Origin of the sequence: Sphingobacterium sp. HMA12 (genome assembly GCF_002933815.1) — a bacterium.
Taxonomy (GTDB): Bacteria; Bacteroidota; Bacteroidia; order Sphingobacteriales; family Sphingobacteriaceae; genus Sphingobacterium.
On record NZ_BEYR01000001.1, the window covers coordinates 2,989,266 to 3,013,169 of the forward strand.

The 23,904-nt window shown below is 42.0% G+C and carries 23 protein-coding genes; 15 read left to right on the plus strand and 8 right to left on the minus strand.

Annotated features, from left to right (window positions below):
• Positions 1 to 162 precede the first annotated feature (162 nt).
• Complete coding sequence (locus tag HMAT_RS12855; protein WP_104383075.1) at positions 163 to 1,968, plus strand: mechanosensitive ion channel family protein; 1,806 nt, start codon at positions 163 to 165, stop codon at positions 1,966 to 1,968.
• On the opposite strand, the gene HMAT_RS12860 is transcribed toward HMAT_RS12855, so the two are convergent.
• Positions 1,965 to 3,419 (minus strand): PLP-dependent aminotransferase family protein, encoded by a 1,455-nt coding sequence (locus HMAT_RS12860; protein WP_104383426.1) that lies wholly within the window; start codon positions 3,417 to 3,419, stop codon positions 1,965 to 1,967. The genes HMAT_RS12855 and HMAT_RS12860 overlap by 4 nt on opposite strands.
• 99 nt (positions 3,420 to 3,518) lie before the next feature.
• Here HMAT_RS12860 and HMAT_RS12865 point away from each other — a divergent pair, with 99 nt between their 5' ends.
• The 6 genes from HMAT_RS12865 to HMAT_RS12890 all read left to right on the plus strand — a co-directional run bounded on the left by HMAT_RS12865 (position 3,519) and on the right by HMAT_RS12890 (position 7,777).
• Complete coding sequence (locus HMAT_RS12865) at positions 3,519 to 4,400, plus strand: DMT family transporter (RefSeq protein ID WP_104383076.1); 882 nt, start codon at positions 3,519 to 3,521, stop codon at positions 4,398 to 4,400.
• Between the two features lie 207 nt (positions 4,401 to 4,607).
• On the plus strand, positions 4,608 to 5,219 hold the full coding sequence (locus HMAT_RS12870) for an FMN-binding negative transcriptional regulator (RefSeq protein WP_104383077.1): 612 nt from the start codon (positions 4,608 to 4,610) through the stop codon (positions 5,217 to 5,219).
• Between the two features lie 60 nt (positions 5,220 to 5,279).
• A complete protein-coding gene (locus tag HMAT_RS12875) occupies positions 5,280 to 5,777 on the plus strand; it encodes a GNAT family N-acetyltransferase (protein ID WP_233789239.1) in 498 nt (165 codons plus the stop codon).
• Positions 5,778 to 5,786: 9 nt separating this feature from the next.
• A complete protein-coding gene (locus tag HMAT_RS12880; protein WP_104383079.1) occupies positions 5,787 to 6,521 on the plus strand; it encodes a YggS family pyridoxal phosphate-dependent enzyme in 735 nt (244 codons plus the stop codon).
• Positions 6,522 to 6,548: 27 nt separating this feature from the next.
• Positions 6,549 to 7,274 carry a GMP synthase gene (locus tag HMAT_RS12885; protein WP_104383080.1) on the plus strand — a complete coding sequence of 242 codons (726 nt, stop codon included), beginning with the start codon at positions 6,549 to 6,551 and terminating at the stop codon, positions 7,272 to 7,274.
• Between the two features lie 185 nt (positions 7,275 to 7,459).
• Positions 7,460 to 7,777, plus strand: coding sequence for a hypothetical protein (locus HMAT_RS12890; RefSeq protein WP_158655814.1), 318 nt, complete (start codon positions 7,460 to 7,462; stop codon positions 7,775 to 7,777).
• A gap of 97 nt (positions 7,778 to 7,874) precedes the next feature.
• Here the strand turns inward: HMAT_RS12890 and HMAT_RS12895 are convergent, their stop codons facing one another.
• Both HMAT_RS12895 and HMAT_RS12900 read right to left on the minus strand, forming a co-directional pair.
• Positions 7,875 to 8,165 carry a putative quinol monooxygenase gene (locus HMAT_RS12895; RefSeq protein WP_104383082.1) on the minus strand — a complete coding sequence of 97 codons (291 nt, stop codon included), beginning with the start codon at positions 8,163 to 8,165 and terminating at the stop codon, positions 7,875 to 7,877.
• On the minus strand, positions 8,162 to 8,773 hold the full coding sequence (locus HMAT_RS12900) for an NAD(P)H-dependent oxidoreductase (RefSeq protein WP_104383083.1): 612 nt from the start codon (positions 8,771 to 8,773) through the stop codon (positions 8,162 to 8,164). The genes HMAT_RS12895 and HMAT_RS12900 overlap by 4 nt, the downstream gene beginning before the upstream one ends.
• 97 nt (positions 8,774 to 8,870) lie before the next feature.
• Between HMAT_RS12900 and HMAT_RS12905 the strand changes: the two genes are divergently transcribed.
• On the plus strand, positions 8,871 to 9,767 hold the full coding sequence (locus HMAT_RS12905; protein ID WP_104383084.1) for a LysR family transcriptional regulator: 897 nt from the start codon (positions 8,871 to 8,873) through the stop codon (positions 9,765 to 9,767).
• Between the two features lie 6 nt (positions 9,768 to 9,773).
• On the opposite strand, the gene HMAT_RS12910 is transcribed toward HMAT_RS12905, so the two are convergent.
• A complete protein-coding gene (locus HMAT_RS12910; RefSeq protein WP_104383085.1) occupies positions 9,774 to 10,343 on the minus strand; it encodes a Crp/Fnr family transcriptional regulator in 570 nt (189 codons plus the stop codon).
• A 121-nt stretch (positions 10,344 to 10,464) separates the two neighbouring features.
• Positions 10,465 to 11,868 carry a dihydrolipoyl dehydrogenase gene (gene lpdA, locus HMAT_RS12915; RefSeq protein ID WP_104383086.1) on the minus strand — a complete coding sequence of 468 codons (1,404 nt, stop codon included), beginning with the start codon at positions 11,866 to 11,868 and terminating at the stop codon, positions 10,465 to 10,467.
• A 353-nt stretch (positions 11,869 to 12,221) separates the two neighbouring features.
• Between lpdA and HMAT_RS12920 the strand changes: the two genes are divergently transcribed.
• Complete coding sequence (locus HMAT_RS12920; protein ID WP_104383087.1) at positions 12,222 to 12,692, plus strand: OsmC family protein; 471 nt, start codon at positions 12,222 to 12,224, stop codon at positions 12,690 to 12,692.
• Positions 12,693 to 12,694: 2 nt separating this feature from the next.
• Here the strand turns inward: HMAT_RS12920 and HMAT_RS12925 are convergent, their stop codons facing one another.
• Both HMAT_RS12925 and HMAT_RS12930 read right to left on the minus strand, forming a co-directional pair.
• Positions 12,695 to 13,390 (minus strand): LytTR family DNA-binding domain-containing protein, encoded by a 696-nt coding sequence (locus tag HMAT_RS12925; protein WP_104383088.1) that lies wholly within the window; start codon positions 13,388 to 13,390, stop codon positions 12,695 to 12,697.
• Between the two features lie 2 nt (positions 13,391 to 13,392).
• Positions 13,393 to 14,403 carry a sensor histidine kinase gene (locus HMAT_RS12930; protein WP_104383089.1) on the minus strand — a complete coding sequence of 337 codons (1,011 nt, stop codon included), beginning with the start codon at positions 14,401 to 14,403 and terminating at the stop codon, positions 13,393 to 13,395.
• A 171-nt stretch (positions 14,404 to 14,574) separates the two neighbouring features.
• Here HMAT_RS12930 and HMAT_RS12935 point away from each other — a divergent pair, with 171 nt between their 5' ends.
• From HMAT_RS12935 to HMAT_RS12945, 3 genes are read left to right on the plus strand one after another with little or no spacing between them, the layout of a single operon-like run.
• Complete coding sequence (locus tag HMAT_RS12935; protein WP_104383090.1) at positions 14,575 to 15,963, plus strand: TolC family protein; 1,389 nt, start codon at positions 14,575 to 14,577, stop codon at positions 15,961 to 15,963.
• A gap of 10 nt (positions 15,964 to 15,973) precedes the next feature.
• Positions 15,974 to 19,264 carry an efflux RND transporter permease subunit gene (locus tag HMAT_RS12940; RefSeq protein ID WP_104383091.1) on the plus strand — a complete coding sequence of 1,097 codons (3,291 nt, stop codon included), beginning with the start codon at positions 15,974 to 15,976 and terminating at the stop codon, positions 19,262 to 19,264.
• Positions 19,261 to 20,355, plus strand: coding sequence for an efflux RND transporter periplasmic adaptor subunit (locus tag HMAT_RS12945; protein ID WP_104383092.1), 1,095 nt, complete (start codon positions 19,261 to 19,263; stop codon positions 20,353 to 20,355). The genes HMAT_RS12940 and HMAT_RS12945 overlap by 4 nt, the downstream gene beginning before the upstream one ends.
• A gap of 147 nt (positions 20,356 to 20,502) precedes the next feature.
• Here HMAT_RS12945 and HMAT_RS12950 read toward each other — a convergent pair whose 3' ends face one another.
• On the minus strand, positions 20,503 to 21,540 hold the full coding sequence (locus HMAT_RS12950; protein WP_104383093.1) for a linear amide C-N hydrolase: 1,038 nt from the start codon (positions 21,538 to 21,540) through the stop codon (positions 20,503 to 20,505).
• A gap of 320 nt (positions 21,541 to 21,860) precedes the next feature.
• Between HMAT_RS12950 and HMAT_RS27060 the strand changes: the two genes are divergently transcribed.
• The 3 genes from HMAT_RS27060 to HMAT_RS12960 all read left to right on the plus strand — a co-directional run bounded on the left by HMAT_RS27060 (position 21,861) and on the right by HMAT_RS12960 (position 23,893).
• On the plus strand, positions 21,861 to 22,130 hold the full coding sequence (locus HMAT_RS27060) for a hypothetical protein (protein ID WP_158655815.1): 270 nt from the start codon (positions 21,861 to 21,863) through the stop codon (positions 22,128 to 22,130).
• Between the two features lie 151 nt (positions 22,131 to 22,281).
• Positions 22,282 to 23,067 carry a class I SAM-dependent methyltransferase gene (locus tag HMAT_RS12955; protein WP_104383094.1) on the plus strand — a complete coding sequence of 262 codons (786 nt, stop codon included), beginning with the start codon at positions 22,282 to 22,284 and terminating at the stop codon, positions 23,065 to 23,067.
• A 10-nt stretch (positions 23,068 to 23,077) separates the two neighbouring features.
• A complete protein-coding gene (locus tag HMAT_RS12960; protein ID WP_104383095.1) occupies positions 23,078 to 23,893 on the plus strand; it encodes an alpha/beta fold hydrolase in 816 nt (271 codons plus the stop codon).
• Positions 23,894 to 23,904: the final 11 nt, after the last annotated feature.

Here is a 23,904-nt window from a genome sequence, read left to right on the forward strand (position 1 = left end):
ATTGCAGCCGGTTCCCCATAGATTAGACGATAAAAAGACGATCGGAAAAGATTGAGACATCCGATAACGGGGTTCCACAAAAAACATTATTATCTTTGGCTATCAGATCAGGATCAGACTGGTTAGGCTAATAGATCTGGAATCAATTTTACCCTGGAGAATATGAGAAGATTTTACATTTTTTTCTTTGCGATTATACTATTTTTTTGTTCAAGCGTTGGGCTTTATGCACAAGAAGCCGATTCAATCAATAAAAAAGAACTTGGTTTAAGCACCTTGTTAAATGACATCCGACAACAACAGATCAACGATTCACTCGAACGTCAGAAGCTACAGAATGAAATCGCCAGTCTCAAAAGTCAAAATAGTCCCAAGAAAGAAAATCTAAAACAACAGCTCAATAACTTTGACGAAGAAAACAACCTGCGCAAGCAACAGTTAAAAATCAAAGTCGATTCAATCAAAAAAAACACCAAACGTTATGCCGTCGCGCCGTTTAATGATACCCTCTTTTATATCTATAATAAATTGGGATCATCCCTGGCCAAAGATCGCGCCTATAATGTGGTCAACAGAATTGAAAGTCTCTATGAAGATGATTTTGTAAAAGTAGATTCCTTCAAAATCGAGAACAACGAAATCAGCGCCGACATCGTCTACAAAGACCTGGTCATCACGTCCGTTACGGAACTTGACGCCCTACTGGAGGGTAAAAGCAAAGAAGAGATTGCCAACCAATACCTCAAGCGTATCCAAAGGGCCATCAGTCAGGAAAGAGCAGATAATAGCGTAACCAAACTGCTGATCCGCACAGGGCTTGTCCTCCTTATCCTCATCATCTTTTCAATTTTGGTATTTTTTATCAATAGACTAAAAAAGTATGGCACGAACCGCCTGCTAGCCGAACGTATAGAGCGGATCAAGGATGTGAAAATAAAAAATTATGTATTGGTCACCTCTGTCCAGAAAACCCGCATATTCATTAACGCAATCAATATTGCCCGTTGGGGAATGATTGTGTTGATCGCTTTCATCATGCTTCCCATTGTTTTCAGTGTCTTTCCCTTTACACAAAGCTGGGCCTCCAATCTGATCGGACTTTTTACCAAACCCCTAAAAAAAGCGGTCATCGCCATTTGGGATTATATTCCAAATCTGATCACCGTTTTTGTCATTCTATTTGTCATGCGTTACGCGGTACGGTTTGTAAAATATATTTTTAACGAGATTGATAAAGGTAAATTGGAGATCAATGGCTTTCACCGCGAGTTTGCCATGCCTACATTTACCATTGTCAGGTTTCTGCTACAGGCCTTTACATTGGTACTTGTATTCCCCTATCTTCCGGGCGCCAATTCGGACATCTTCAAAGGGATATCTGTTTTTATTGGAGTACTATTCTCTTTGGGATCATCATCAGCTATTTCAAATATTATTGCGGGTCTTGTCATTACCTATATGCGCCCTTTCCGTATCGGTGACCGGATCACAATTGCGGATAAGACAGGGGTTGTCATTGAAAAATCACCCTTGGTAACGCGGCTACGGACAATTAAAAATGAGGAAATCACCATTCCGAATTCCTCCATCCTATCAGGTAATACGATCAATTATTCTACCTTTTCAGAAGAAGGAATATGTTTTCAGGTTGAACTCACAGTGGGCTATGAAGAACCTTGGCAACGTATACACGAATTGCTCTTAAATATTCCCCCACGTATAGCACGTGTCAATCAACTTCCGGCACCATTTGTATTACAAAAAAAACTAGACGACTTTTATGTCCTCTACGAACTGAATATCTATATTTCCAAATCCGGGGAAATTGAGCTGGCCAAATCCGAAATTTATCAACATATTCTAAATGACTTTCTGGCCGCAGGCATTGAAATGAATGGCCCACACCTATTTGCAAAAGTGGATCATGTACCACAATACCAGCACAAAAACCCGGAGAAACAGCATTAAGATCCGTGATCTATTTCTGGATCAGTTTTATCGGCATGTAGCATCATTTTGGCCAGATTTCCCAACTGTACCAGCGCAAAACGTAGTTCATCTGTCCAGGGTAGCCCTAAGCAGAGGCGCATACAATTTTGAAATTGATTTTGCAGGGTGAACATTCTCCCTGGAGCAATACTTATTTTCTTTTTTAATCCATAGTTGTAAAGCTTTGTTGTGTCAATGCGTTTTGGCAGCTCAACCCAGAGTGCTAGTCCACCCTGGGGTCTACTGATCCGCGTTCCTTCCGGAAAAGATTCCGCGATCACATTGGCAAACCGTTGATAGTTTTCCAGCAATGTTTTCCGAAGATTATAGAGATGATGGTCATATCTTCCGGTCATTAAGAAATTACCCACTGCCTCGTGAATTAATGTTGTGGACGACAGGGCATGGATTAATTTCAGGCGGAGAATCCGGTCCTTGTATTTACCCGCAGCGACCCAGCCCACGCGGTAGCCCGGGGCCAATGTTTTTGAGACCGAGCCACACCATAGCACATTACCGTCTTCGTCAAATGTTTTGCAACATTTGGGTCTTTCGCCCCCAAAATAGATATCGCCATAGGTATCATCTTCAATCAGCGGAATAGCATACTTAGCAAGTAATCTGACCACTTCCTTTTTATTTTTATCGGGCATACAATAGCCCAATGGGGTATTGAAATTGGGCACAAGCAGACAAACATTGATTTCGGGCAATAGACGTTCAAGCGTATGGATATCAATTCCTGATATTGGATCGCAGGTCAATTCAATAACCTTTAATCCCAAACTCAGAACCAACTGCAAAATACCGGGGTAGCAGGGACTTTCCAACGCAATGGTATCTCCCGGTTTGGTCAATGCCATCAGACAAAGCGACAAAGCATGCATACAGCCATTCGTTGTGATGACATCATCCGCTGTCAATCGACCATCCCAGCCCAGGGAACGGGCTGCCACCATCCTATGCAATTTCAAATTTCCCTGTAAAGACTCATATTCAGCTCCACCAGCATCTAATTCTCGGGTTGCAAGTACGATTTCCTTTTTTAATTTCGCCAAAGGCAGTAAATCCCCTGAGGGAACACCAATGGAAAACAGGGTTAGGTCTTTACGGCCCATATTCGCGTACACGCTACTGATCAGCTCATTGGGCTCCACACTATCCGCCATAAGCTTTATTTGACCTGTTTCGGGCAGTTGCAATTTATGCTGATTCAATGCGTTAACAAAATACCCTGACTGCGGTCTCGAATAAATTAGTGATTGCGCTTCCAAAGCGAGGAATACCCGCTTAGCTGTATTCATACTGATACCATGTTCTTTACTCAACATACGCACTGATGGCAGCCGTTCATTGGGCCTGAGAACACCATTTTTTATTTTACTTGCTATATTTTGAGCCAAAACACTGTACAGAAAGTCTTTTCCCATTTTGTAAATATAACTGTATCCATCAATTAAACAAAAACTGTAACTGTACTCATCCATAACTATTCACGAGTTTTGTATCAAAATTTAGATAATCTGACAATGCGCATCAATACAAAAGTAACGGAATCATCAAATGGCTGGCTAAACGGTTTACTGGGCGTCATTATATTTAGTGGATCATTGCCGGCAACACGGATCGCCGTCTTAGATTTGGATCCATTCTTTGTGACCGTAGCCCGCGCTACTATCGCAGGTATACTCGCGCTTATCGTATTGTTGATCAACAAGGAAAAATTCCCTCAAAAAAAACAGTTTTTATCCCTTGGTATTGTCGCGTTGGGCGTAGTCATTGGTTTTCCCTTATTGAGTGCCTTGGCCCTACGCTATGTGACTTCCGCACACTCCATTGTCTTTGTAGGTATACTTCCTGTATCAACAGCAGTTTTTGGTATCATTCGTGGTGGCGAGCGTCCTCGCCCGGTGTTCTGGATCTTTTCGATATTGGGCAGTCTTTTGGTAGTTGGGTATGCGCTCAGCCAAGGAATATCCTCCTCCCCCGCCGGAGATATTCTGATGTTATTTTCCGTTATTCTTTGTGGACTGGGGTATGCCGAAGGCGGCAAGCTTTCAAAGACATTGGGGGGCTGGCAAGTAATTTCCTGGGCATTGGTATTTTCATTACCAGTAGCTCTGCCCTTGACTTATATTTTTCTTCCAACTACGGTGGCAAACGTAGGTATTGGAGCATGGACAAGTCTTGCCTACGTTTCCCTCTTTAGCATGTTTATTGGTTTTATCTTTTGGTATAAAGGATTAGCCCAAGGTGGTATCGCCTCGATTGGACAGCTACAGCTTCTTCAACCCTTCTTTGGTCTAATCTTAGCTGCTAGCCTACTTCATGAAGACGTGAATATCGGCATGCTATTCGTTACCATTGGTGTCATACTCTGTGTGGGTGGCGCTAAAAAATTTGCCAAATAACAAGGAATGAAATACAACAGACCTTGTCAGCTGGCAATTATAAAACCAATACATTCATCAGTTCAGCAGCTATCGTACTATCCGGCCATTCGACCTCACGGGAATGTGTATAGGTATTGTCACTGGACCAGCCACTTTCTTGGATTTGGACCATTTACTCCAATCACTTTAGCCCTATTTTTGTTGTGATCACAAAAACACCTTTGTATGTACGTACCCAAACATTTTCAATTTGAAGACTACAGGGAACAGCTCGCATTTATGAAAGAATTTAGTTTTGCAACGATTGTATCCATTAAAAACAATATTCCGATAGCGACGCAGCTTCCTTTTCAGATTAACGAACATGCTGATAAGCTCTTTTTAAGCTCGCATTTTGCTGTTGCAAATGAGCAAGCCAATTATATTGTAGAAAACACTTCATTGGTTATTTTTTCGGAACCACATGCCTACATATCCCCGATGCATTACGACAAAGAGGAAAGCGTCCCAACCTGGGACTATATCGCTGTACATGCCTACGGAACAGCACGGATTATAAACAATGAGGACGAAAAAATAGCAGGGCTTGAACAGATGATCAAGACCTACGACAGTGCTTATTTAAACCAATGGCAAGGACTGTCAGATCGTTTTAAAAAAGGCATGATGCGAGGTATTGTTGCCTTCGAGTTGGAAGTAACGGATCTACAAGGACAAAAAAAGATTAGTCAGAACAAAGCACCCGCCGAAAGGGAACGTATCGCTACACATTTAGAGAAAGGGGGCAATTCTGTCGAAAAGAGCATCGCTAAATCTATCAGAAACTTACAGTCTTAATTTATTACACACAGCCACATGGACAAAAATTCAATAAACATAAAAATTCTCAAAGTGAAAATGACTGATATTGATCTATTGCAGAATATAAGTCAGCAAACCTTCATCGAGGCATTTTCCGAAGCCAATGCAGCAGCTAATATGGCAAAATATATGGCGGAAAAATTCTCGAAGGAAACACTATTGGCTGAATTAAGCAATCAAGGGTCGGAGTTTTATTTTGCGCGACTCGACAATAGAGTCATTGGCTATCTCAAAATAAACAGTGAAAAGGCACAAACTGAATTACAACATGAGCATGCACTGGAAATAGAACGTATCTATGTACTACAAGAATTTCATGGAAAAAAAGTAGGGCAGCTTCTTTATGAAAAAGCATTGGATATCGCCAGGTTAAAAAATGTCGGGTTTATCTGGCTGGGGGTATGGGAGGAAAATCTTCGTGCAATCAGTTTTTATCAAAAAAATGGTTTTGTCGCCTTCGATAAACATATTTTCAAATTGGGTGATGATGAACAAACCGATATTATGATGAAAAAAAATTGGACCAACAATTAATTCAGAAACATGAATTCAACTATTATCGACAATATAAATGTTGTACGACGCCGGATCAAAGAAGCTTGCCAAAACAACGGCAGAGATCCACAAGAAGTAAAATTATTACTCGCAACAAAAACCGTAACAGCAGAGCGAATTAAAATAGCTCTACAAGCTGGACAGACCTTAATTGCCGAAAACAAGGTGCAGGAACTAAAGGAGAAATACGAAGATTTGAAGGAGCTTCCACACTGCAATCATTTTATTGGACACTTGCAAACCAATAAAATCAAAGAAATCCTTAAATATAATGTTTCCTGTGTGCATTCTATAGATCGCTTCGATTTAGCTCAAAAGCTCCACCAGCGACTCACAGCTGAAAATAAAACAATAGATATACTCATTCAAGTAAACACATCTTACGAGGAGAGTAAATATGGTGTTGCTCCGGATCAGGTCATTGATCTTGTCAGACAGATTTCGGTTTTCCATACCTTACACATAAAGGGCTTGATGACGATCGCTCTTCTGAGTGCCGAGGCTGAACGAGTGCGCAAGTGTTTCCAGTTGCTCAAACAGATTCAGCAAAAAATTATCAGACTCAACATCCCGAACGTGACAATGCAAGAATTATCCATGGGAATGAGTGGGGATCTGGAAATAGCAATTGCCGAAGGCGCAACTATTGTGCGGGTAGGCACAGCAATATTCGGACAGCGAAATACACCCGATAATTACTATTGGAACGAGAATATGATGTAATAGAAATCTGATCTATAAATATAACTTATGAATGTGCATTTTATCCAACATGAAGATTTTGAAGCTCCAGGAGCCTATTTACAATGGGCCTTATCACAACAACATAAAACGAGTTTCTCTAGGGTATATCAAAATGAAACTCTACCACAAGATAGCGTGATGATAGACTTATTGGTTATTATGGGTGGTCCCCAAAGTCCAGATTCGTCGCAACAAGAATATCCCTATTATGATGCAGCTGCTGAAATTGCACTGATTAAACAATGTATCCATGCTGGAAAAGCCGTCGTCGGCGTTTGTCTGGGAGCACAATTGATCGGTGAGGCGCTAGGAGTAAGATACGAACCGAGTCCGGAGAAAGAAATAGGCGTCTTTGCGATCCAACTGACTGAAGATGGTTTACAAGACGAGAAAATACAGCATTTTGGCAAGTCCCTTCCTGTCGGTCACTGGCATAATGATATGCCGGGACTTAGCGCAGCCAGTCAAGTTCTTGCAGTCAGTGCAGGTTGCCCAAGACAGATCGTAAGGTACACCGAACTAGTTTACGGCTTTCAATGCCATATCGAACTCAATTCAGAAGTTGTTGAACTGCTGATCAAAGCGGAAAAAGATCTTTTGCACAAAAGCCAAGTGCACAGGTTTGTTCAGCCCCCAGATCAAATCCGCGGTTACGACTATACCGAAATGAACAATAAGCTATTTCAATTTCTTGATCATCTTGAAGCTACATATCTATACAAGAAAAAATAGCTTTAAAAAAAGACCGTACACGTAAAGAGCCCAACCATGCAATAGACATCAACTGGAATCTGTTTTCACCTCGTTGACTTAATACCTCGTAGACATTGATAATGTATCAAACATCAGATTTATACTATATTTTAGCGCCGAGGTAAAGAAAAAAATGTAGATTTAGTTTATCAAACAACATGCAGATGGATTTTAAACTTAGGTATCTTTTGAGCAGAAGCATCTTATTAATCGTAGGTCTTATGCTATTTTCCTGTTCTGTCAAAAAGAATGATGATAATCTGATTTGGTATGAAAATCAGGTTATTGAACAGGTTGTCCCTGATCAGGATTCAGTTTACAGGATACAGATCGGTATGATGGCCACTTCTTTTTGGTTGGACACCAAAAATGGTGAACGAAAAGATGAGTTAAATCTTTTACAAAAAAGTCTGAATCAACGAAATATGCTGACCGTCGGCGTAGAAAAAGGGACCAATAGAATCATTCGTGTTGATAAATAGCAGCTTGTCGCTGACAACGCAAACACGAATGATCCGAATATTTTTAATAATAGCCCATTTTATCCTTCACTCGGTCCCCTGACTTTACAAAATAGTATCAGGCTATTCTTTCCATTAAATAAATCTGCGGCACCTCTTGTAACTTCTCCCCGGCCATTCGTCCAAAAACCTGGATATAAGGCTGCTGATTATGGGCATCCAGCCCAGAACGGCCTGTCCAGATTTCATAAAAGATAAACTGATTCTCATCGTCCATCGTTTGATGTAGGTCATATTGAATACAAGCGGCTTCTTTGCGACTCTCTTCGACCATCTGCAGCAATACTGCCATGACTTCCTCCCGATAGATGGGGTTTACCTTCAATATAGCGGTTATATAAATTTTCATGACAATTGGCTCTCAAAATAAAATACTTCTTCCAGATATTCTTTATACTCTTTTTCGTAATTGTCCACACGTTCCTGTGTTGCACCCTTCTCCATATCATGAAAATGAAAACTTCCGATACTTTCCAGTCCCGCAAATTGATTCATCTTATGGAAACCAAAAAGAACCCCCTCGTCAACAGAATGTTGGTCAAAAAACTCGCCCTCCATGGTAAATGCAGTATCTGGCGCGTTCCAACTTGAGGTTAAAAAATACTTTTTCCCATGCATCAATCCACCGGTACCATAATTGATTGCAGGGTTCTTACGCGAACGGCCATCACTCCGATAGATTCCATTATTGTGTCCAGCTGTAAACACTTCATCTATATAAAGTTTTAGACGATTAGGCACCTGAAACCACCATACAGGAAAATGATACACAATGATATCCGCCCATTTAAAATTTTCAGCTTCGACCATCGCGTCAAACGCATCATTTACATTGGTCACACGGGTTTCAAATCCATTCTTAACCAAAGTTTGCTCCGTCCAATTTGTAATTGTGGTATTAAAAGAGCCACCTGAGTGTGCGAACTCCTGTCCGCCGTTGATAATAAATATATTCATCTCTATTATTTTTATTATTGATAACACAAATTTCTATCATTATTATAGATAATACAAATAATTTAAATTGTATATTTGTATCATTAAAATAATAGATATGAAATGGAACTTAGAATGGCTTCGTACTTTTAAGGCGATTTATGAGACCGGTACACTGTCTGCAGCTGCACAGGAATTGTTTATCTCACAGCCCGGTGTGAGCCTGCACCTCAACTCTTTGGAGGCATTTACTGGCCACAAACTATTCGATCGGTCAGCACGCCGGATGGTACCGACAGAGAAAGGAAAAATTTTATATAATTATATTATTGATCCGCTTAAAAAGCTAGAAATAGGCGAACAACATTTTCACAATCGTGCCCTGGATGAACGTATTACCATCAGCGTTGGTATGTGTTTTGAAACCTTTCAATACACTCTTGAGGAGCATATTGCCCAGCTTCCCTTTAACCTAATTATTAAATTCGGCGAATATCCACAGATGCAACAGGATCTGGACAATGGATTACTCGACTTAATTATTACACCGCAAAAAGGCAATCAGCAGAATTTAGTCTATCAGCCCTTTTCAAAAGAGCGTATCGTGCTGATCGCAGGTTGCCAAACAGATACAACCGAATTGGAATCTTTATTGCATAGCAATAAGATCAAAGAAGCTTCCGAGCTATTAAAAAAACAGCTATGGTACAGCACTGCCGCAGATATGGATCACCTCAGGAATTTCTGGTCAACACATTTTGGCGAACATCCGGATTTCAGTCCCAATTACATTGTACCCAATATCAGCTCTATTATACGATGCCTTAGCAATAACAAGGGCTTTTCCATTGTTCCTGATTTTTTATGTGCGGAGGCTATTGCTTCCGGTAAAATAAAACTGGTCTGGGAAGGACAATCTCCTGTGGAGAATACCCTTTATTTTGGAACACGCAAGAAAACAATGTATCAGCAGGAAATCAGTCAATTGGAAACATTGCTACAGGAAAAGTGGTAACTGCATTTATTGATTCAGCATCTTACTTAAGAATTCGGGGGTCACGCCAATATAGGCTGCAACCTGCTTTTGGGGCAGGCAGGCGATCAAGCTAGGGTATCGGGTGCAAAATCTTTCATAACGTTCCTTAGCAGTCAAACGTAAGTTTTCCATCGCACGGCTTTGGTAATATACCAGGGCATTTTCAGCCAGTATCCTAAAATAGATATTCAACTGCGGGATTTCTTGGTACAGCCTATTCAGATCCGCTTTTGCAATCATGGCGATTTCAGAATCGAATATGGCATCCACAACAAGATGCCCCGGCTTGCCTGTGATAAGGCTATACATATCCCCAATCCACCAGCCTTCGGGAGCAAATTGCTGAATATAAGGATTGCCATTTTCATCCACACAATAACTACGCAAACAGCCCGAAACAACGAATAGCGCATAGCGGCTCACATCTCCTTCCAACAATAAAACCTGTTTTTTCTTGACCTTTTTCAATTTGACAAAAGAAAAGAAAAGCTCCTTCTCTTGGGCGTTAAGATCAATTTGATTCTGGATGCTCTCCGCTAATAGATGTTGCTCCATAGGATAATGCTGATTGATATACAGCAAATATAGTTTATCCCTAAATCCGAACCAAGGTTTCCGTCAATTGTTTATTGTTTGCAGAAAGTCACCCATATGACCCTCTGCAAATCAAATACAGCTAAATATTGACCGATGGTCGCCCCGATGCTATGGTATGCGCTTCCTTCATGACTTCGGAGTAGGTTGGGTGAGCGTAAGAGATCCGGGCCATGCTATCCGCCGTAATTTCATATTCCAGCCCCACGACTGCCTGTGCAATAAGATCCGCCGCCCTGGCGCCGAGCACATGTACCCCCAAAAGTTCACCATAGACCGGATCCGCCAAAACTTTCACAAAACCCTGCGTATCCATTCCTGCGCGTGCACGCGCATTGGCAGAAAACGGGAAGCTACCGACGCGATATTTTATTCCTCTGGCTTTGAGCTCCTCTTCACTGAGACCTACAGAGGCTACTTCAGGCCAGGTATAAACAACGGCAGGTATCCGGTCATAATGTATTTTTGGTTTTTGACCGTTGATCTGTTCGACAACAAATACCGCTTCCTCCTCCGCTTTGTGGGCCAACATCGCCCCACCGATCACATCACCGATGGCATAGATATCGGGCGCAGCGGTCTGCAATTGACTATTTACCACAATCGTTCCCTTAGCATCCAACTGAACATCCGTATTTTCCAGCCCCAATCCTTCCGTATAAGGTTTGCGACCGACGGCCACCAAAACATAATCCGCCTTTATTTCCTGCTCCTGCCCAGAACGGTCTTTGAACCAAACTTTTGCCTCATTTCCGAGATGCTCAGTTTTATAAACAGCCTGCTGAAGCAGTATACGAATCCCTTCTTTCGACAGGATCTTTTTGAGCCCATCTCCCAGTTCATGATCCATATTCGCAAGGAGATGATCGGCATATTCGATGATCGTAACTTCAGTTCCCAATCTATTGAATATAGAAGCCATCTCCACCCCAATGACACCGCCACCAATAATAACCATGGTTTTCGGTTGTGCTTTGAGGGATAAAGCCTCCGTTGACGTGATGATTCTCTCCTTATCTATTGTCACTCCGGGAATAGTAGCCGGTTTCGATCCTGTCGCAATAATGATTTTATTTCCCCGAATAAGTTCACTTTCGTTGTCTTCTTTGATAACGCGTAGTGTTGAATTATCCACAAAAGAGGCTGTACCATGAACTACCGTTATCTTATTTTTCCGCATAAGAAAATTAAGACCCTGGGTATTCTGTAGTACCACCTGATCCTTACGCGCATACAGCCGTCCAAAGTCTACTGACAAGCCATCGGCCGTAATTCCATGTGCCGCAAAATGATGCACGGCATCGTGATAATGGTGGGTACTGTCCAAAATAGCCTTTGTCGGAATACAACCAACATTGGTACACGTCCCGCCCAATGTGTTGTATTTTTCGATCAATACGGTTTTATACCCCAATTGAGCGCCACGAATGGCGGCTACATAACCACCAGGTCCAGAACCAATAATAACTAGATCATACTGTTCCATATTTCAAATTATTTAATGCACTTATTAACTATCATTCCACTCAAATTCCAACCGTATTATTTCAACATAATACGCTATTACTTTAAATACCAATCAGTATATTAAAATAAAACAAAAACATAAAAAAAAGAAGGAATATTAATTTTAAAAACTAATAACACAAGACAAATATATAAAATAAAATACCATTTAGTATATTTTTATTATTACCCAAAAGAAGGCTAAGGAAGTCCGCTCGGATAAGAGGATCGCCAACACCGGCGCAACTCCACGGACGATCGGATTTTATTGAAAATATGTTTCGGATATTTTATAACTTCATAGCGGATTAGCTATTAAAAATATATTCATCGATGAAAGAACATCAATATAAAGCGACTGTCGAATGGACTGGCAATTTGGGTAGTGGTACAGATCATTACAACAATTATGAAAGAAGCCATCTGATCTGTGTAAAAGATAAAGTTATTATCCAAGGCTCATCCGATCCGGCATTTCGTGGGGATCCCAGCAAACACAATCCCGAAGATCTGCTCCTTGCTTCATTATCCTCCTGTCATATGCTCTGGTATCTCCATTTCTGTTCGGTCAACAATATTGTTGTTGAAGAGTATATCGACCATGCCACAGGGACAATGATCGAGGAAGAGAGTGGCAAAGGCTTCTTTAAAGAGGTTATACTTAGCCCTTCTATTCGTGTCCAGCGAACGGAAATGATCGACAAAGCAATAGCACTCCACAAAAAGGCCAGTGAATATTGCTTTATTGCAAACTCAATGAATTTCCCGGTACTCCATCAGCCTCATGTTCGATCTGAAGTGTAATCTTATCTGTTGCCGAGGCGTTCTTGTAATTCCCTTCTAAAAGTAATCCCCACAGGCAGGTTTATATCATTGATCTGCACCATACCATGCTCATACTTACTGACCTTATTGATCGAAGCGATATAGGATTTATGGATGCGGACAAATTTGGAAGCAGGTACTTGTTTTAAAATCTGTTGGGTAGTACTGGCTGTAAGGTATGTCTGGGCAGGTGTCACAATTTTTACATAATTACCAAAACTTTGAATAAAGTCGATTTGCGCAAGTTTCACCTCAATCAATCGCCCATCCATGCGAATACTAATTGCTTTTGGTTCCTCCTCTTGTGGCACCAGACTATTTGTGTAGGAAAGAAAACGTTGTACAGCCTTAAAAAAACGGGGGAAAGATATGGGCTTCAATAAATAATCAACAACCCCATAATCATAGCTTTCCAGTGCGTACTCCGAGTAGGCAGTGGTCAATATTGTTTTGGGTGGATTGTCCAGCATTTTCAGAAACTCCATTCCAGTGATTTCGGGCATATCAATATCCAGAAAAATCAGGTCGACCCTATTATTTCGCAGATATTCCAATGCTTCAAATGCATTGTAACATTGGGCAGCCAATTCCAGATCAGCGCTTCTTTCGATATAATTCACCAATACATAATGTGCAGCTGGTTCGTCGTCAACCACAATACAGCGATTTTTCTCCATAGCTAAAGATTTATGACTAAAGATACCTCAAACTCCTCTTTACTGGCGTTTGTATTTAACTGATACCGGTTGGGATATAACAATTTCAATCGTGCTACCGTATTTTCCAAACCTATTTTTGCCGAAAAAACGTTCCTTTTTTTTACGGGAACGGAATTTCGTACATGCAAATATAAGTTCCCTTTTTCAATCCTGATGGAAATCCCTACGTAACAATCTTCTATACTACAGGTACCATGCTTAAAGGCGTTTTCAACAAACGTAATCAGTAGCATCGGCGCAATCTGGTAGTTGACTCCCTCCTCCCGCTGATAATCAAAATCTATCTTCGTACGATAACCAAGACGTTCACGTTCCAATTCAATATAACTCGATATAAAGTCAATTTCATCATCCATTGACACAAATTCCCTATCGCTACTTTCCATTTGATAACGTAGCAATTGAGACACCTTGATAATCAGTTCAGAAGTACGTTCCGGAAATTTGAGGCTGATACCATAGATGGTGTTCAATGTATTGAACAAAAAATGAGGGTTCAGCTGTTTTTTTAAATTGGACAATTGGGTCTGGTTGGAAAGCAATTCTCTGCGTGTTTTCAATCGCTGGAAGCGATAGAATTCGATAAATTGGATACTGCCCAAAATACAGATTAACGAGCCTAATAATACCCCCAATTGGTAATGGAATGTTTTCTGAGCAAGATTTTTGTACAGAAAACAATTTTTGTAGATTACATTTTCCGTTATTTCTTTTAGAATGAGGGCAAAAACCAGCAGTATTGCGATGGAAGAAAGCGCATACAATATGGCTTTATTCTTTTTTAGCAGCAGCGGCAGCAGAAAAAAACGATTCACCTGCGCATGAACGTATAAGATCAGAAAATAGATCACCCCCATTAAAAAACCCTTCCAGCTTAAAATCAGGATCCAGTCATTCAACGTAAAGAGGATAAACGAAAAGATCAATAATGTAATTTCCTGTATGATCTTATTCTCCAGCACCTTTCTCATAATCCCTTGTTTTGTTAAAAATCTGTTACAAAGTAAAAGTATTAAGTTTATAACCACCGAAAAATAAATGACGAATTAAATTGGTCACTTTTAAACGCTATAGATCATTTTAAACGGACTTTACAGCAGACATGCTCCTTATCTTCGTCTCCATAAAATGATATATAACCTATGCTGAAATTGAATTTAGTGTTGTCATTGGCTGTATCACTTGCGACCTCAACCTTATTTGCCCAAAAGCTTACCATTCGTGATGCTGTAGACCAAGGTCTGGCAAATTATGGAATTATCAAGGCGAAAGCGTATTATTTCCAATCTTCACTACAGACCAACGAACAGGTAAAACGTGACTTCTGGCCCAATTTGACCGTTGTAGCGCAACAAGATTATGGTACCATCAACGGACAGAATGGCCCATTGTATGGATTTGGTGGACTCGGTGTCGCTTCCTCGGGTGCGGCACTACCGGAGCAAAATTGGAATTCCGCTTTTGGAGCGCTTTATCTTGCCAACATCAATTGGGATATCTACACCTTTGGCCGCAAAAAAGAGCGCATCGAATTGAGCAAAGCGGACAGCAAACGATTGGAAATTGACCTTCAACAAGAACAATTCCAACATAAGATCAAAATTGCCGCAGCCTACCTGAATCTTCTGGCGAGCCAACGTCTCCAAAAAAATCAACAGAAAAACCTGGATCGTGCATTAGTTTTCTTTAACATCGCTGCGACGAAAGCCAAAAATGGGATTTTACCGGGTGTCGATTCAACATTGGCTTCGGCAGAGGTATCCCGTGCCAAGATCAGCCTGAATCAAGCGGGGGAAAATGTGAAGGAACAAAACAACAAATTGACGGTATTGATGGGAATCAATTCGATAGACCTTCAGATTGACACTGCCCTAGTAACAAAAACACCGGCTCAACTGCTAAGCACTGACCCGGCTTTGGTAGACAACAACCCGGTACTTCAATATTACAAAAGCCGGATTGAAGTGGGCGAACAACAGCTGAAGCTTTCAAACAAGGAATTTTTACCAACCCTCTCCGCTTTCGGAGTTTTTCAGGCAAGGGGTTCCGGTTTCAAAAGCGATTACACCACAGACCTTCAAGCTTTTACAAGAAATTATTGGGAGGGTATTCGTCCCAACCGACAAAACTATCTTTTGGGTCTAGGGATCAACTGGAATATCACCTCGATCGCACGTATCAACAAAAAAATCAGTGCACAGCGATACACCAACGATGCCTTGCGGGAGGAATATCAAACTACTGCGGCGCAATTTGTCGCACAGCTCGATGCCGCTGATGTTAAAATCAAGTTAGCTCAGCAGAGCGATATCGAAGCACCAAGACAGGTGTCAGCTGCCCTACAGGCCTACAATCAGAAGATGGCCATGTACAAAAACGGCCTGGCAACACTTGTAGATATCACCCAGACCTTATATACCCTGAATAGAGCCGAAACAGATCGCGAAATCGTCCATATCAACCTGTGGCAGTCACTTTTACTAAAAGCTGCTGCAGCTGGAGATTTCGATATTTTCAACAAAGAATTATAAATAACACCGCATGAATTTAATACGTTTTGCCTTACGTAAGCCGATATCCATTCTTGTACTGGTCATGGGACTTATTGTATTTGGAATTGGCGCAGTACGCACGATCAAGGTCGACATTTTACCCAAAATGAACCTTCCTGTTATTTATATTGCGCACCCCTTTGGGGGTTATTCTCCAGATCAGATGGAGTCTTATTTTGCGAAAAACTACGTCAATATCCTGCTTTTTGCCAACGGCGTCAAATCCATTGAGACCAAAAACATCCAGGGGTTAACCTTAATGAAGATCTCCTACTACGAAGACACCAACATGGCCCAAGCGGCAGCCGAATTGAGTGCATTGGCTAATCGTATCCAGGCCTCCTTTCCACCGGGGTCACAACCGCCTTTTATTATCCGGTTTGACGCATCTTCGCTTCCTGTTGGTCAATTGGTACTTAGCAGCGATAAACGGTCTAACAACGAATTACAGGATCTGGCCAATGTGTATGTTCGGGCTTCATTTACTTCCATACCGGGATTACTTTCCCCGCCACCATTTGGAGGGAGCCCCCGTACCATCGAGGTCAATGTGGATCCCGACCTCATGCGCAGTCACAACATGACCCCCGATCAGGTCGTCGAAGCATTAAAACTCAACAACCAGACCGCACCTGCCGGAAATGTCCGTATAAAAGACAAAAACTATATTACGCCCACCAATAACACCATTCGGGATGTAAAAGATTTTGAGAAAATCCCGCTTTTTAAAGGCGGTGTTCAAAATCTCTATCTGGGTGATATTGCCACAGTGAAAGACGGCGCCGATGTTACCGCAGGTTATGCACTCGTCAATGGCAAACGATCGGTCTACGTCAGTATTGCCAAGGCCGGTGATGCTTCCACTTGGGAAGTCGTACAAAACCTGAAGGCCGCACTTCCAAAAATACAGAATACCTTGCCCGAAGATGTCAAGTTATCCTATGAGTTTGACCAATCCGTCTATGTCATCAACTCCGTCAAAAGTTTGATTACCGAAGGCGCTATCGGTGCAATCCTCACCGGTTTAATGGTTTTACTCTTTTTAGGTGACCGTAGAGCTGCCTTAATCGTTATCCTAACGATTCCGATCTCGGTTATTTCGGGTGTACTCTTCCTGAAACTATTTGGCCAGACCATCAATCTGATGTCCCTGAGCGGATTGGCACTGGCAATCGGTATCCTCGTTGACGAAAGTACAGTTACGATAGAGAATATACACCAGCACCTGGATATGGGCAAGCCCAAAGCATTGGCAATCTGGGATGCCTGTAAGGAAATTGCCCTGCCAAAGCTGTTGATTCTATTGTGTATCCTCGCCGTATTCGCTCCAGCTTTTACAATGACAGGTATTCCCGGATCCTTATTCCTACCGCTGGCCCTGTCGATCGGATTTTCGATGATCATCTCCTTTCTGTTGTCACAGACTTTCGTACCGATCATGGCCAATTGGCTCATGAAAGATCACCACAAAACCGGTGCACATAAAATAAATCCAAAAGGCCTGAATGCCGATGAAGTCCAATTTGCCGAAACAGGTCTTTCGGTCGAATCCGAACAAGATACCCTGAATCAAAAGAAACTTCTTGTCGAACGGGAAGATTTTAATAACGATGGTAAAATCAGCCTGTTTGAACGATTCAGAAATCGGTTTATGAAAATGATCGATCGACTGTTCAAACAGAAGAAAATTATCACCGTCGTCTACCTAGTGGGTGCAATAAGCCTGGTACTCGTTTTGCTCAATACGATTGGACAGGACGTATTTCCAAAGGTCAACTCAAGTCAATTTCAGATGCGACTCCGCGCCGTCGAAGGCACCCGCATTGAACGTACGGAAGAAAAGGCCAAACGGGCATTAGCTGAACTTGAACAACTGGTAGGTAAAGAACATATTAGCATATCGTCTGTTTATATTGGTCAACACCCTGGGCAGTTCTCCGTATCACCGATCTACCTGTTTATGGCAGGTCCCCATGAAGCTGTTTTTCAAATCGCCCTCAAAGATTATCACCACGATATGGACAGTTTCCGCGATGAATACAGAAAACGCCTCAAAGCCGCTCTTCCTGATGTGCAAGTTTCTTTTGAACCAATCGAACTCACCGACAAAGTCCTGAGCCAAGGTTCGCCGACACCTATCGAGGTACGGATAGCGGGTAAGAACAAAAAGAATAATGAAAAATACGCCGGCAAATTAATTGAAGAACTAAAGGCCATTCCGTATTTCAGGGATGTACAACTCGCACAATCGATCAAATACCCGTCCTATGACATCAATATTGACCGGGTACGTGCTGCCCAGCTTGGTATTGACCTCGCTGAAGTGACCCGCTCATTGATTGCTGCAACATCCTCTTCCCGTTACACAGAAAAAAATACCTGGATTGATGAAAAAGCCGGACTCTCTTATAATGTGCAGGTACAGGTTCCCATTGATAAAATGAAAGACGAGAAAGAGATCGGTGAAATTCCGCTGTTAAAAAATTCGTCACGGCCGATCCTGAGTGACATCGCGACCATTACACCTTCCTTTACTTATGGCGAAAACGACAACTTAGGTGCTATGCCTTACATTTCTGTCACGGCCAATATTGATCATACCGATCTAAAAACAGCCTCTAAAGATGTACAACGCAGCATTAAGGAGTTAGGTGAATTACCCCGCGGTCTTTCGGTGGAGCAAATCGGATTAGGAAAAGTGCTGAGCGAAACAATGGACAGTTTGCAGGCTGGATTAGCTGTAGCGATTATCGTGATATTTCTGATGCTTTCGGCCAACTTTCAGTCATTTAAAGTTTCCATGGTCGTCCTCACCACTGTTCCAGCCGTTGTCCTTGGGTCCCTGCTGATGCTTTTATTGACCGGTTCAACGCTTAACCTACAGTCTTATATGGGTATTATCATGTCCGTTGGTGTATCCATCGCTAATGCAGTGCTGCTGATTACCAATGCCGAACATATCCGCAAGCACAATCAAAACGCCTTGGCTGCCGCACGCGAAGCAGCCTCACTACGTCTACGCCCTATTATTATGACCAGTTTGGCCATGATTGTCGGGATGTTGCCCATGGCTATAGGCCATGGCGAAGGCGGTGAACAGGTATCTCCTTTGGGGCGTGCCGTTATCGGAGGCTTACTATTCTCTACTTTTGCCGTACTGGTGATTTTACCGCTGATATTTGCCTGGGCACAAGAGAAAAGCAGCACCCAATCCATTTCGCTAGATCCCGAAGATGAAGAAAGTAAACATTATATTGCAGCATTAAAACCTTTATCATGAAACAGAATTTCTTAAAAATATTATCCGCAGCCGGCCTACTTGTCTACTTAACCGGATGTCAGTCCGCTGCTGAAGAAAATGGCAAAAAAGCAGCAGAGACAACCAGTCCGGCATTGGAAACATTTGTACCGTCCAAACAGAAGCTAACAAACAAGATGCAAATACCCGGCGAGATCAGCGGGTTTCAGCAGGTGGAAATTTACGCCAAAGTGAGCAGCTATGTGCGGGCGTTAAAAGTTGATATCGGTAGTCGGGTTCAGGCCGGACAACTATTAGCTGTCCTAGAAGCACCGGAATTAAGCTCACAGTTGTCGGCAGCAAAATCAAGGCTAAAGTCACAGGAAGCAATTTACATGGCGACCAAAAGTACCTACGACAGATTATTTGAAACCAGTAAAGTCGAAGGTACCGTTGCCCGGTTGGATCTTGAGGTCGCCGAAGCGAAAAAGAACGCTGATTTTGCCCAATTTCAGGCCGCAAAATCGGCCTATGCGGAAGTACAGAACTTGTTGAACTATCTCGAAATACGCGCACCATTTGACGGCGTTATCGCCACGCGGAATGTCAATCAGGGGGCTTATGTCGGGCCGGCCGGAAGAGGATCGGAAATGCCGATCATGACGATCCAACAGCAGAGCAAGCTCCGCTTGGCTGTTGCTGTACCCGAACAATATGCCGGCTTCCTGGCCACAGATCAACCGCTACAATTTACCGTAAAATCCTTGCCGGGCCAACAGTTTTCAGGCAAGATCGCACGTAAATCGGGGGCACTGGATAGCAGATTTCGATCCGAAAGAGTTGAAATCGACATTACCAATACAAACAATAAGCTCCTTCCGGGCATGGTTGCCGAAGTCGAATTACCTTTGACTTCTCAGGATAGCACTTTTGTTGTTCCCAAAACAGCGGTCTTTACCTCCGGTGAAGGAAGTTTTGTCATCGCCGTTGTAGACAATAAAACAAACCGTGTTCCGGTGCAAAAAGGGCGTAGCATTGACGGCCAGGTAGAAGTCTTTGGCAACCTTAGTCCGACCATGCGCCTAGTCAGCAAAGCCGATGAAGAAATCGCGGACGGCACTACGGTTAAATAAAAAGCGGGGTAAGTTATTCTATACCTAAAAGCATTCCTGAGAATTGAGTATTTGAAAAAAAGACCGCAGGAAATGCCAATAAAAAAGCAAATGGGACGTCCAAAAATATCGGGCACCCCATTTGCTTTTTATATTTCCAGTCGGCTACTATATACCCATAAATTTAAAGGCGTTGGCAGATTTAAATAGCCCATTTGAGATCCCATTAATTGCTACTCCTTGTTTTAAATCCAACTTCATTGTAGGAGCCCCCTTCTTCAAATCAAATTTAGTAAGATCCACCCATAAAGTTCCCGGAGTCAACACATTCTCAAAATAATAGACTTTGTGCTTTTGATCCGCGACAGACCGCCATCGGGTAGAAGAAATATTGGGTTCAGTTTCCGAGCTGATACCAAATGGGACGGAACAATTACGAATGACGCTAAATACACTCGCGACAGCGGTTCGTGTATCCGCTGTTTGTGGGATGGCATTTATATAATACGAAGCACGCACAAAACGATCTGCAGCCCGATTGGTACCCGGAAGCATAATTGTCCCCGGAATTCCCTGCCAGTATCTGTTTAAAGCGAGCTGCTCCTCAAATACCGGTGAATTTGTCATCACGGTATATGCCGCATTGTGGTGAATAACCAATTTTCCATTAATGTATTCAAAGATCGCATTGTCACCCGTTGCATCCGAGAGGGACAGGTGTACCGTTGTAAACTTTTCGGTTCCCGGAATATAATCACTCACAATGACAAAAGGTTCGTCCTGCAATACCTTCACCGCCTCAGCCACCGTCGCAAAATTGTCAAGTACATATTGTGCCCAGGCCGAGATTGCTAGCCCTTTTCTGGCCCCCGCAGGATCAAATTTGGGGTAAGCAGATTCGACTAGCCATAGTACGTTAGCGACTAATCCCTTTTCGTTCAATCCATCCACCGTGGCAATATCCCAAGCACTGGAAATCACGCTACCGTATTGAGAAGTCCAGGTCAGCGATTGCGGACCAACCTCACCACTTCGCTGTATACCGCTGGGAAACACCCAAATATTAGCGGCAATATCATCCTTCCAGTCCATGCTTCGTGCTGTAATCACTGTCTGGTTCGGTCCTTTATAGACCACCCGGGTACAGGCATCAGTCTTACCTTGCAAGAGCACTACAATTAAAATAATCGAAAAAAGATACTTCATAAAATAGTTGTTTCGTATATTAACAAATACTTAATAGTTTTGTTTAAACAAAACTATTAATAAAAAATACCATTAAAAGTATTCCCCCCATAAATACTTTTAATGTTTCATTCTTTGAAAGACTTTATTCTCCGAAACTTCGTTATATCATTTTTTTGACTTAGCAGGAGTCTTTTAGTTGTTAACCTTATTTTTTCCTATTTTCAACCTATGTAGCGACGGTGAGTCATTTAACTAAAAAATCAATTGCTAAAGGATATGTTGAAGATCATTAAATCAGGAATGAAGCTTGGGCTTACTTATTTCTGATCCAAAGTATATTGATTTGCATCGATGGCTTACATGACAAAAAGACCAAGGCGTCTATCGGTATTGTCCTACATAATAACATCAACCCCGACGGCAGTCCCTCGGAAAGGCTGCAGGAACGACTTAACAAAAGTATCCAGCTATACAGGGCAAACCGGATTCGTACGATCCTTGTTAGTGGTGGTTACCATCTCCCAATATTTCCATCAGACACGCAAAAAAGCGCTCTTTCCTATTCCATCTTTCGGGAGTTTGTTGCTTACTACAAAGAGGCCTTATAGCGCCCATCAAAAGGAGCCGCTTAAATTATAACACCGCATCCGTTAAAAATTTAATCGACCCGAAGGTACCCTCAGGCGGTTCTTCGGTCGAAAAAAGAGGTTTGTTTTATCATCAAAGCAGATTATATTTACACTACACTAAACCAATCAAATGAAAGAGAAATTTATTGACAGAAAAGACCAACAGGCAAATAAAATATTTGAAAGACGAACATTAGCAAATGACTATCGGACTATCCTTCCCTTGTTAAAACCCGATTTAGCTATCCTCGATGTGGGCTGTGGCACGGGAACACTAACAAATGAAGCCGCATCGCTTATTGCTGGCGGAACGGCCATTGGTTTAGACAACACCCAATCGTTTATTGATATGGGAAATAAACAGTATGGTGACACAGCCAATCTTAGCCTGGTGTGTGATAATATTTTCAGTTATGAGCCTCCACATCAGTTTGACCTGATTATGACTGCTAGAACAGTGCAATGGCTAAGTGATATTCCTGCGGCCTTAAAACGCTTCAAGTCCTGGCTAAAACCAGGAGGACAGCTATCGATCCTAGATTATAACCATATTGCAATCGAGTGGAGTCCGGTACCTCCGGCCAGTATGCTGGAGTTTTATCAAACTTTTCTGAATTGGCGTACCGATGCGGGCATGAACAATCGTGTAGCAGATGAAATCACTACTTTACTCCAACAACAGGGATTTACAGGTATTGAAACGATCAACGCCGATCAGACCTATACCAAGGGCGACGATGATTTTCAAACCAATCTTGGGATCTGGATCAAGGTTGCCCAATCACGACAAATGGTAATAGAAGGATATATTACAGATGAGCTACGTTTAAAAGCGATTGAAGAGTACAGCGACTGGGTCGAAACAGAAGCCTTGTCAATGACACTCAAAATGAATGACGTAAGAGCTAAGATTTAATGAATTCAATATGATCCGCATACGCCCAGCTTTCTTTTCTATTTTCCTGTTATTATCCGCTTTTGACTTGTTTGCCCAATCCAAAGATACGACGATCAGCGTTGGTCAGCATAGCTTACATTTTAATATTACGGAAGGGCAAGGTGTTCCCATCATCTTTGAATCAGGAGCTGGAAACGATGCCTCTGTATGGCAGCAGCTATTAGCGCCGCTATCAGCCAGATTAAGTGTACCATTAATCACCTACGATCGGGCGGGTTTCGGAAAAAGTGGTATAGATACTGTAAATGTCAATCTATCGACTGAAGTCGCTGATCTAAAAAGGGCGCTAAATAAATTGGGGTATAACGACCAATATTTCTTTGTTGCACATTCCTTTGGCGGTAATTATACGCTGAAATTTGCCGATGAAAACAAGGGTCAGGTACTTGGGGCAGTGATGATAGATATTGTCTCGCCTTATTTTATGACAATGGAGCGTGGAAAATCATTAAAGATAGAATATGCCGACCGACTTCAGGAGATCAAAAAAGAGAGTTTGGGATTCTATCATTTGACGATGAATTATGAGAATTCAACAGCCATTTTACATGAAGTAGCGCCACATGCGACTATACCAATGACAATTATTGGCTCAGGCATTACCCCTTTTGAAGAACCGGATAGAAGTAAATGTGTTGCCGCATTAAAAAAGTTTGCAGACGAAAAGGGCAACAGAAAGTATATCTTGGAGCCGAACGCCCAACATCACATCTTTTACGATAATCCGGCTTTAGTGATCGAAGAAATCCAGTCATTATACAAAAAAACAACCTCAGCAGAATAATTAGAAATAAT

What these genes read in the sequence shown, in the direction of transcription:
- HMAT_RS12890 (WP_158655814.1), top strand. Translation starts at nt 7,460, where the DNA reads ATGGATTTTAAACTTAGGTATCTTTTGAGCAGAAGCATCTTATTAATC.
- HMAT_RS12885 (WP_104383080.1), top strand. Translation starts at nt 6,549, where the DNA reads ATGAATGTGCATTTTATCCAACATGAAGATTTTGAAGCTCCAGGAGCC.
- HMAT_RS12865 (WP_104383076.1), top strand. Translation starts at nt 3,519, where the DNA reads ATGCGCATCAATACAAAAGTAACGGAATCATCAAATGGCTGGCTAAAC.
- HMAT_RS12930 (WP_104383089.1), bottom strand. Translation starts at nt 14,403, where the DNA reads ATGAGAAAGGTGCTGGAGAATAAGATCATACAGGAAATTACATTATTG.
- HMAT_RS12855 (WP_104383075.1), top strand. Translation starts at nt 163, where the DNA reads ATGAGAAGATTTTACATTTTTTTCTTTGCGATTATACTATTTTTTTGT.
- HMAT_RS12900 (WP_104383083.1), bottom strand. Translation starts at nt 8,773, where the DNA reads ATGAATATATTTATTATCAACGGCGGACAGGAGTTCGCACACTCAGGT.
- HMAT_RS12960 (WP_104383095.1), top strand. Translation starts at nt 23,078, where the DNA reads ATGATCCGCATACGCCCAGCTTTCTTTTCTATTTTCCTGTTATTATCC.
- HMAT_RS12925 (WP_104383088.1), bottom strand. Translation starts at nt 13,390, where the DNA reads ATGGAGAAAAATCGCTGTATTGTGGTTGACGACGAACCAGCTGCACAT.
- HMAT_RS12870 (WP_104383077.1), top strand. Translation starts at nt 4,608, where the DNA reads ATGTACGTACCCAAACATTTTCAATTTGAAGACTACAGGGAACAGCTC.
- HMAT_RS12920 (WP_104383087.1), top strand. Translation starts at nt 12,222, where the DNA reads ATGAAAGAACATCAATATAAAGCGACTGTCGAATGGACTGGCAATTTG.
- HMAT_RS12910 (WP_104383085.1), bottom strand. Translation starts at nt 10,343, where the DNA reads ATGGAGCAACATCTATTAGCGGAGAGCATCCAGAATCAAATTGATCTT.
- HMAT_RS12875 (WP_233789239.1), top strand. Translation starts at nt 5,280, where the DNA reads ATGACTGATATTGATCTATTGCAGAATATAAGTCAGCAAACCTTCATC.
- HMAT_RS12945 (WP_104383092.1), top strand. Translation starts at nt 19,261, where the DNA reads ATGAAACAGAATTTCTTAAAAATATTATCCGCAGCCGGCCTACTTGTC.
- lpdA (WP_104383086.1), bottom strand. Translation starts at nt 11,868, where the DNA reads ATGGAACAGTATGATCTAGTTATTATTGGTTCTGGACCTGGTGGTTAT.
- HMAT_RS12905 (WP_104383084.1), top strand. Translation starts at nt 8,871, where the DNA reads ATGAAATGGAACTTAGAATGGCTTCGTACTTTTAAGGCGATTTATGAG.
- HMAT_RS12860 (WP_104383426.1), bottom strand. Translation starts at nt 3,419, where the DNA reads ATGGGAAAAGACTTTCTGTACAGTGTTTTGGCTCAAAATATAGCAAGT.
- HMAT_RS12895 (WP_104383082.1), bottom strand. Translation starts at nt 8,165, where the DNA reads ATGAAAATTTATATAACCGCTATATTGAAGGTAAACCCCATCTATCGG.
- HMAT_RS12955 (WP_104383094.1), top strand. Translation starts at nt 22,282, where the DNA reads ATGAAAGAGAAATTTATTGACAGAAAAGACCAACAGGCAAATAAAATA.
- HMAT_RS12940 (WP_104383091.1), top strand. Translation starts at nt 15,974, where the DNA reads ATGAATTTAATACGTTTTGCCTTACGTAAGCCGATATCCATTCTTGTA.
- HMAT_RS12950 (WP_104383093.1), bottom strand. Translation starts at nt 21,540, where the DNA reads ATGAAGTATCTTTTTTCGATTATTTTAATTGTAGTGCTCTTGCAAGGT.
- HMAT_RS12880 (WP_104383079.1), top strand. Translation starts at nt 5,787, where the DNA reads ATGAATTCAACTATTATCGACAATATAAATGTTGTACGACGCCGGATC.
- HMAT_RS12935 (WP_104383090.1), top strand. Translation starts at nt 14,575, where the DNA reads ATGCTGAAATTGAATTTAGTGTTGTCATTGGCTGTATCACTTGCGACC.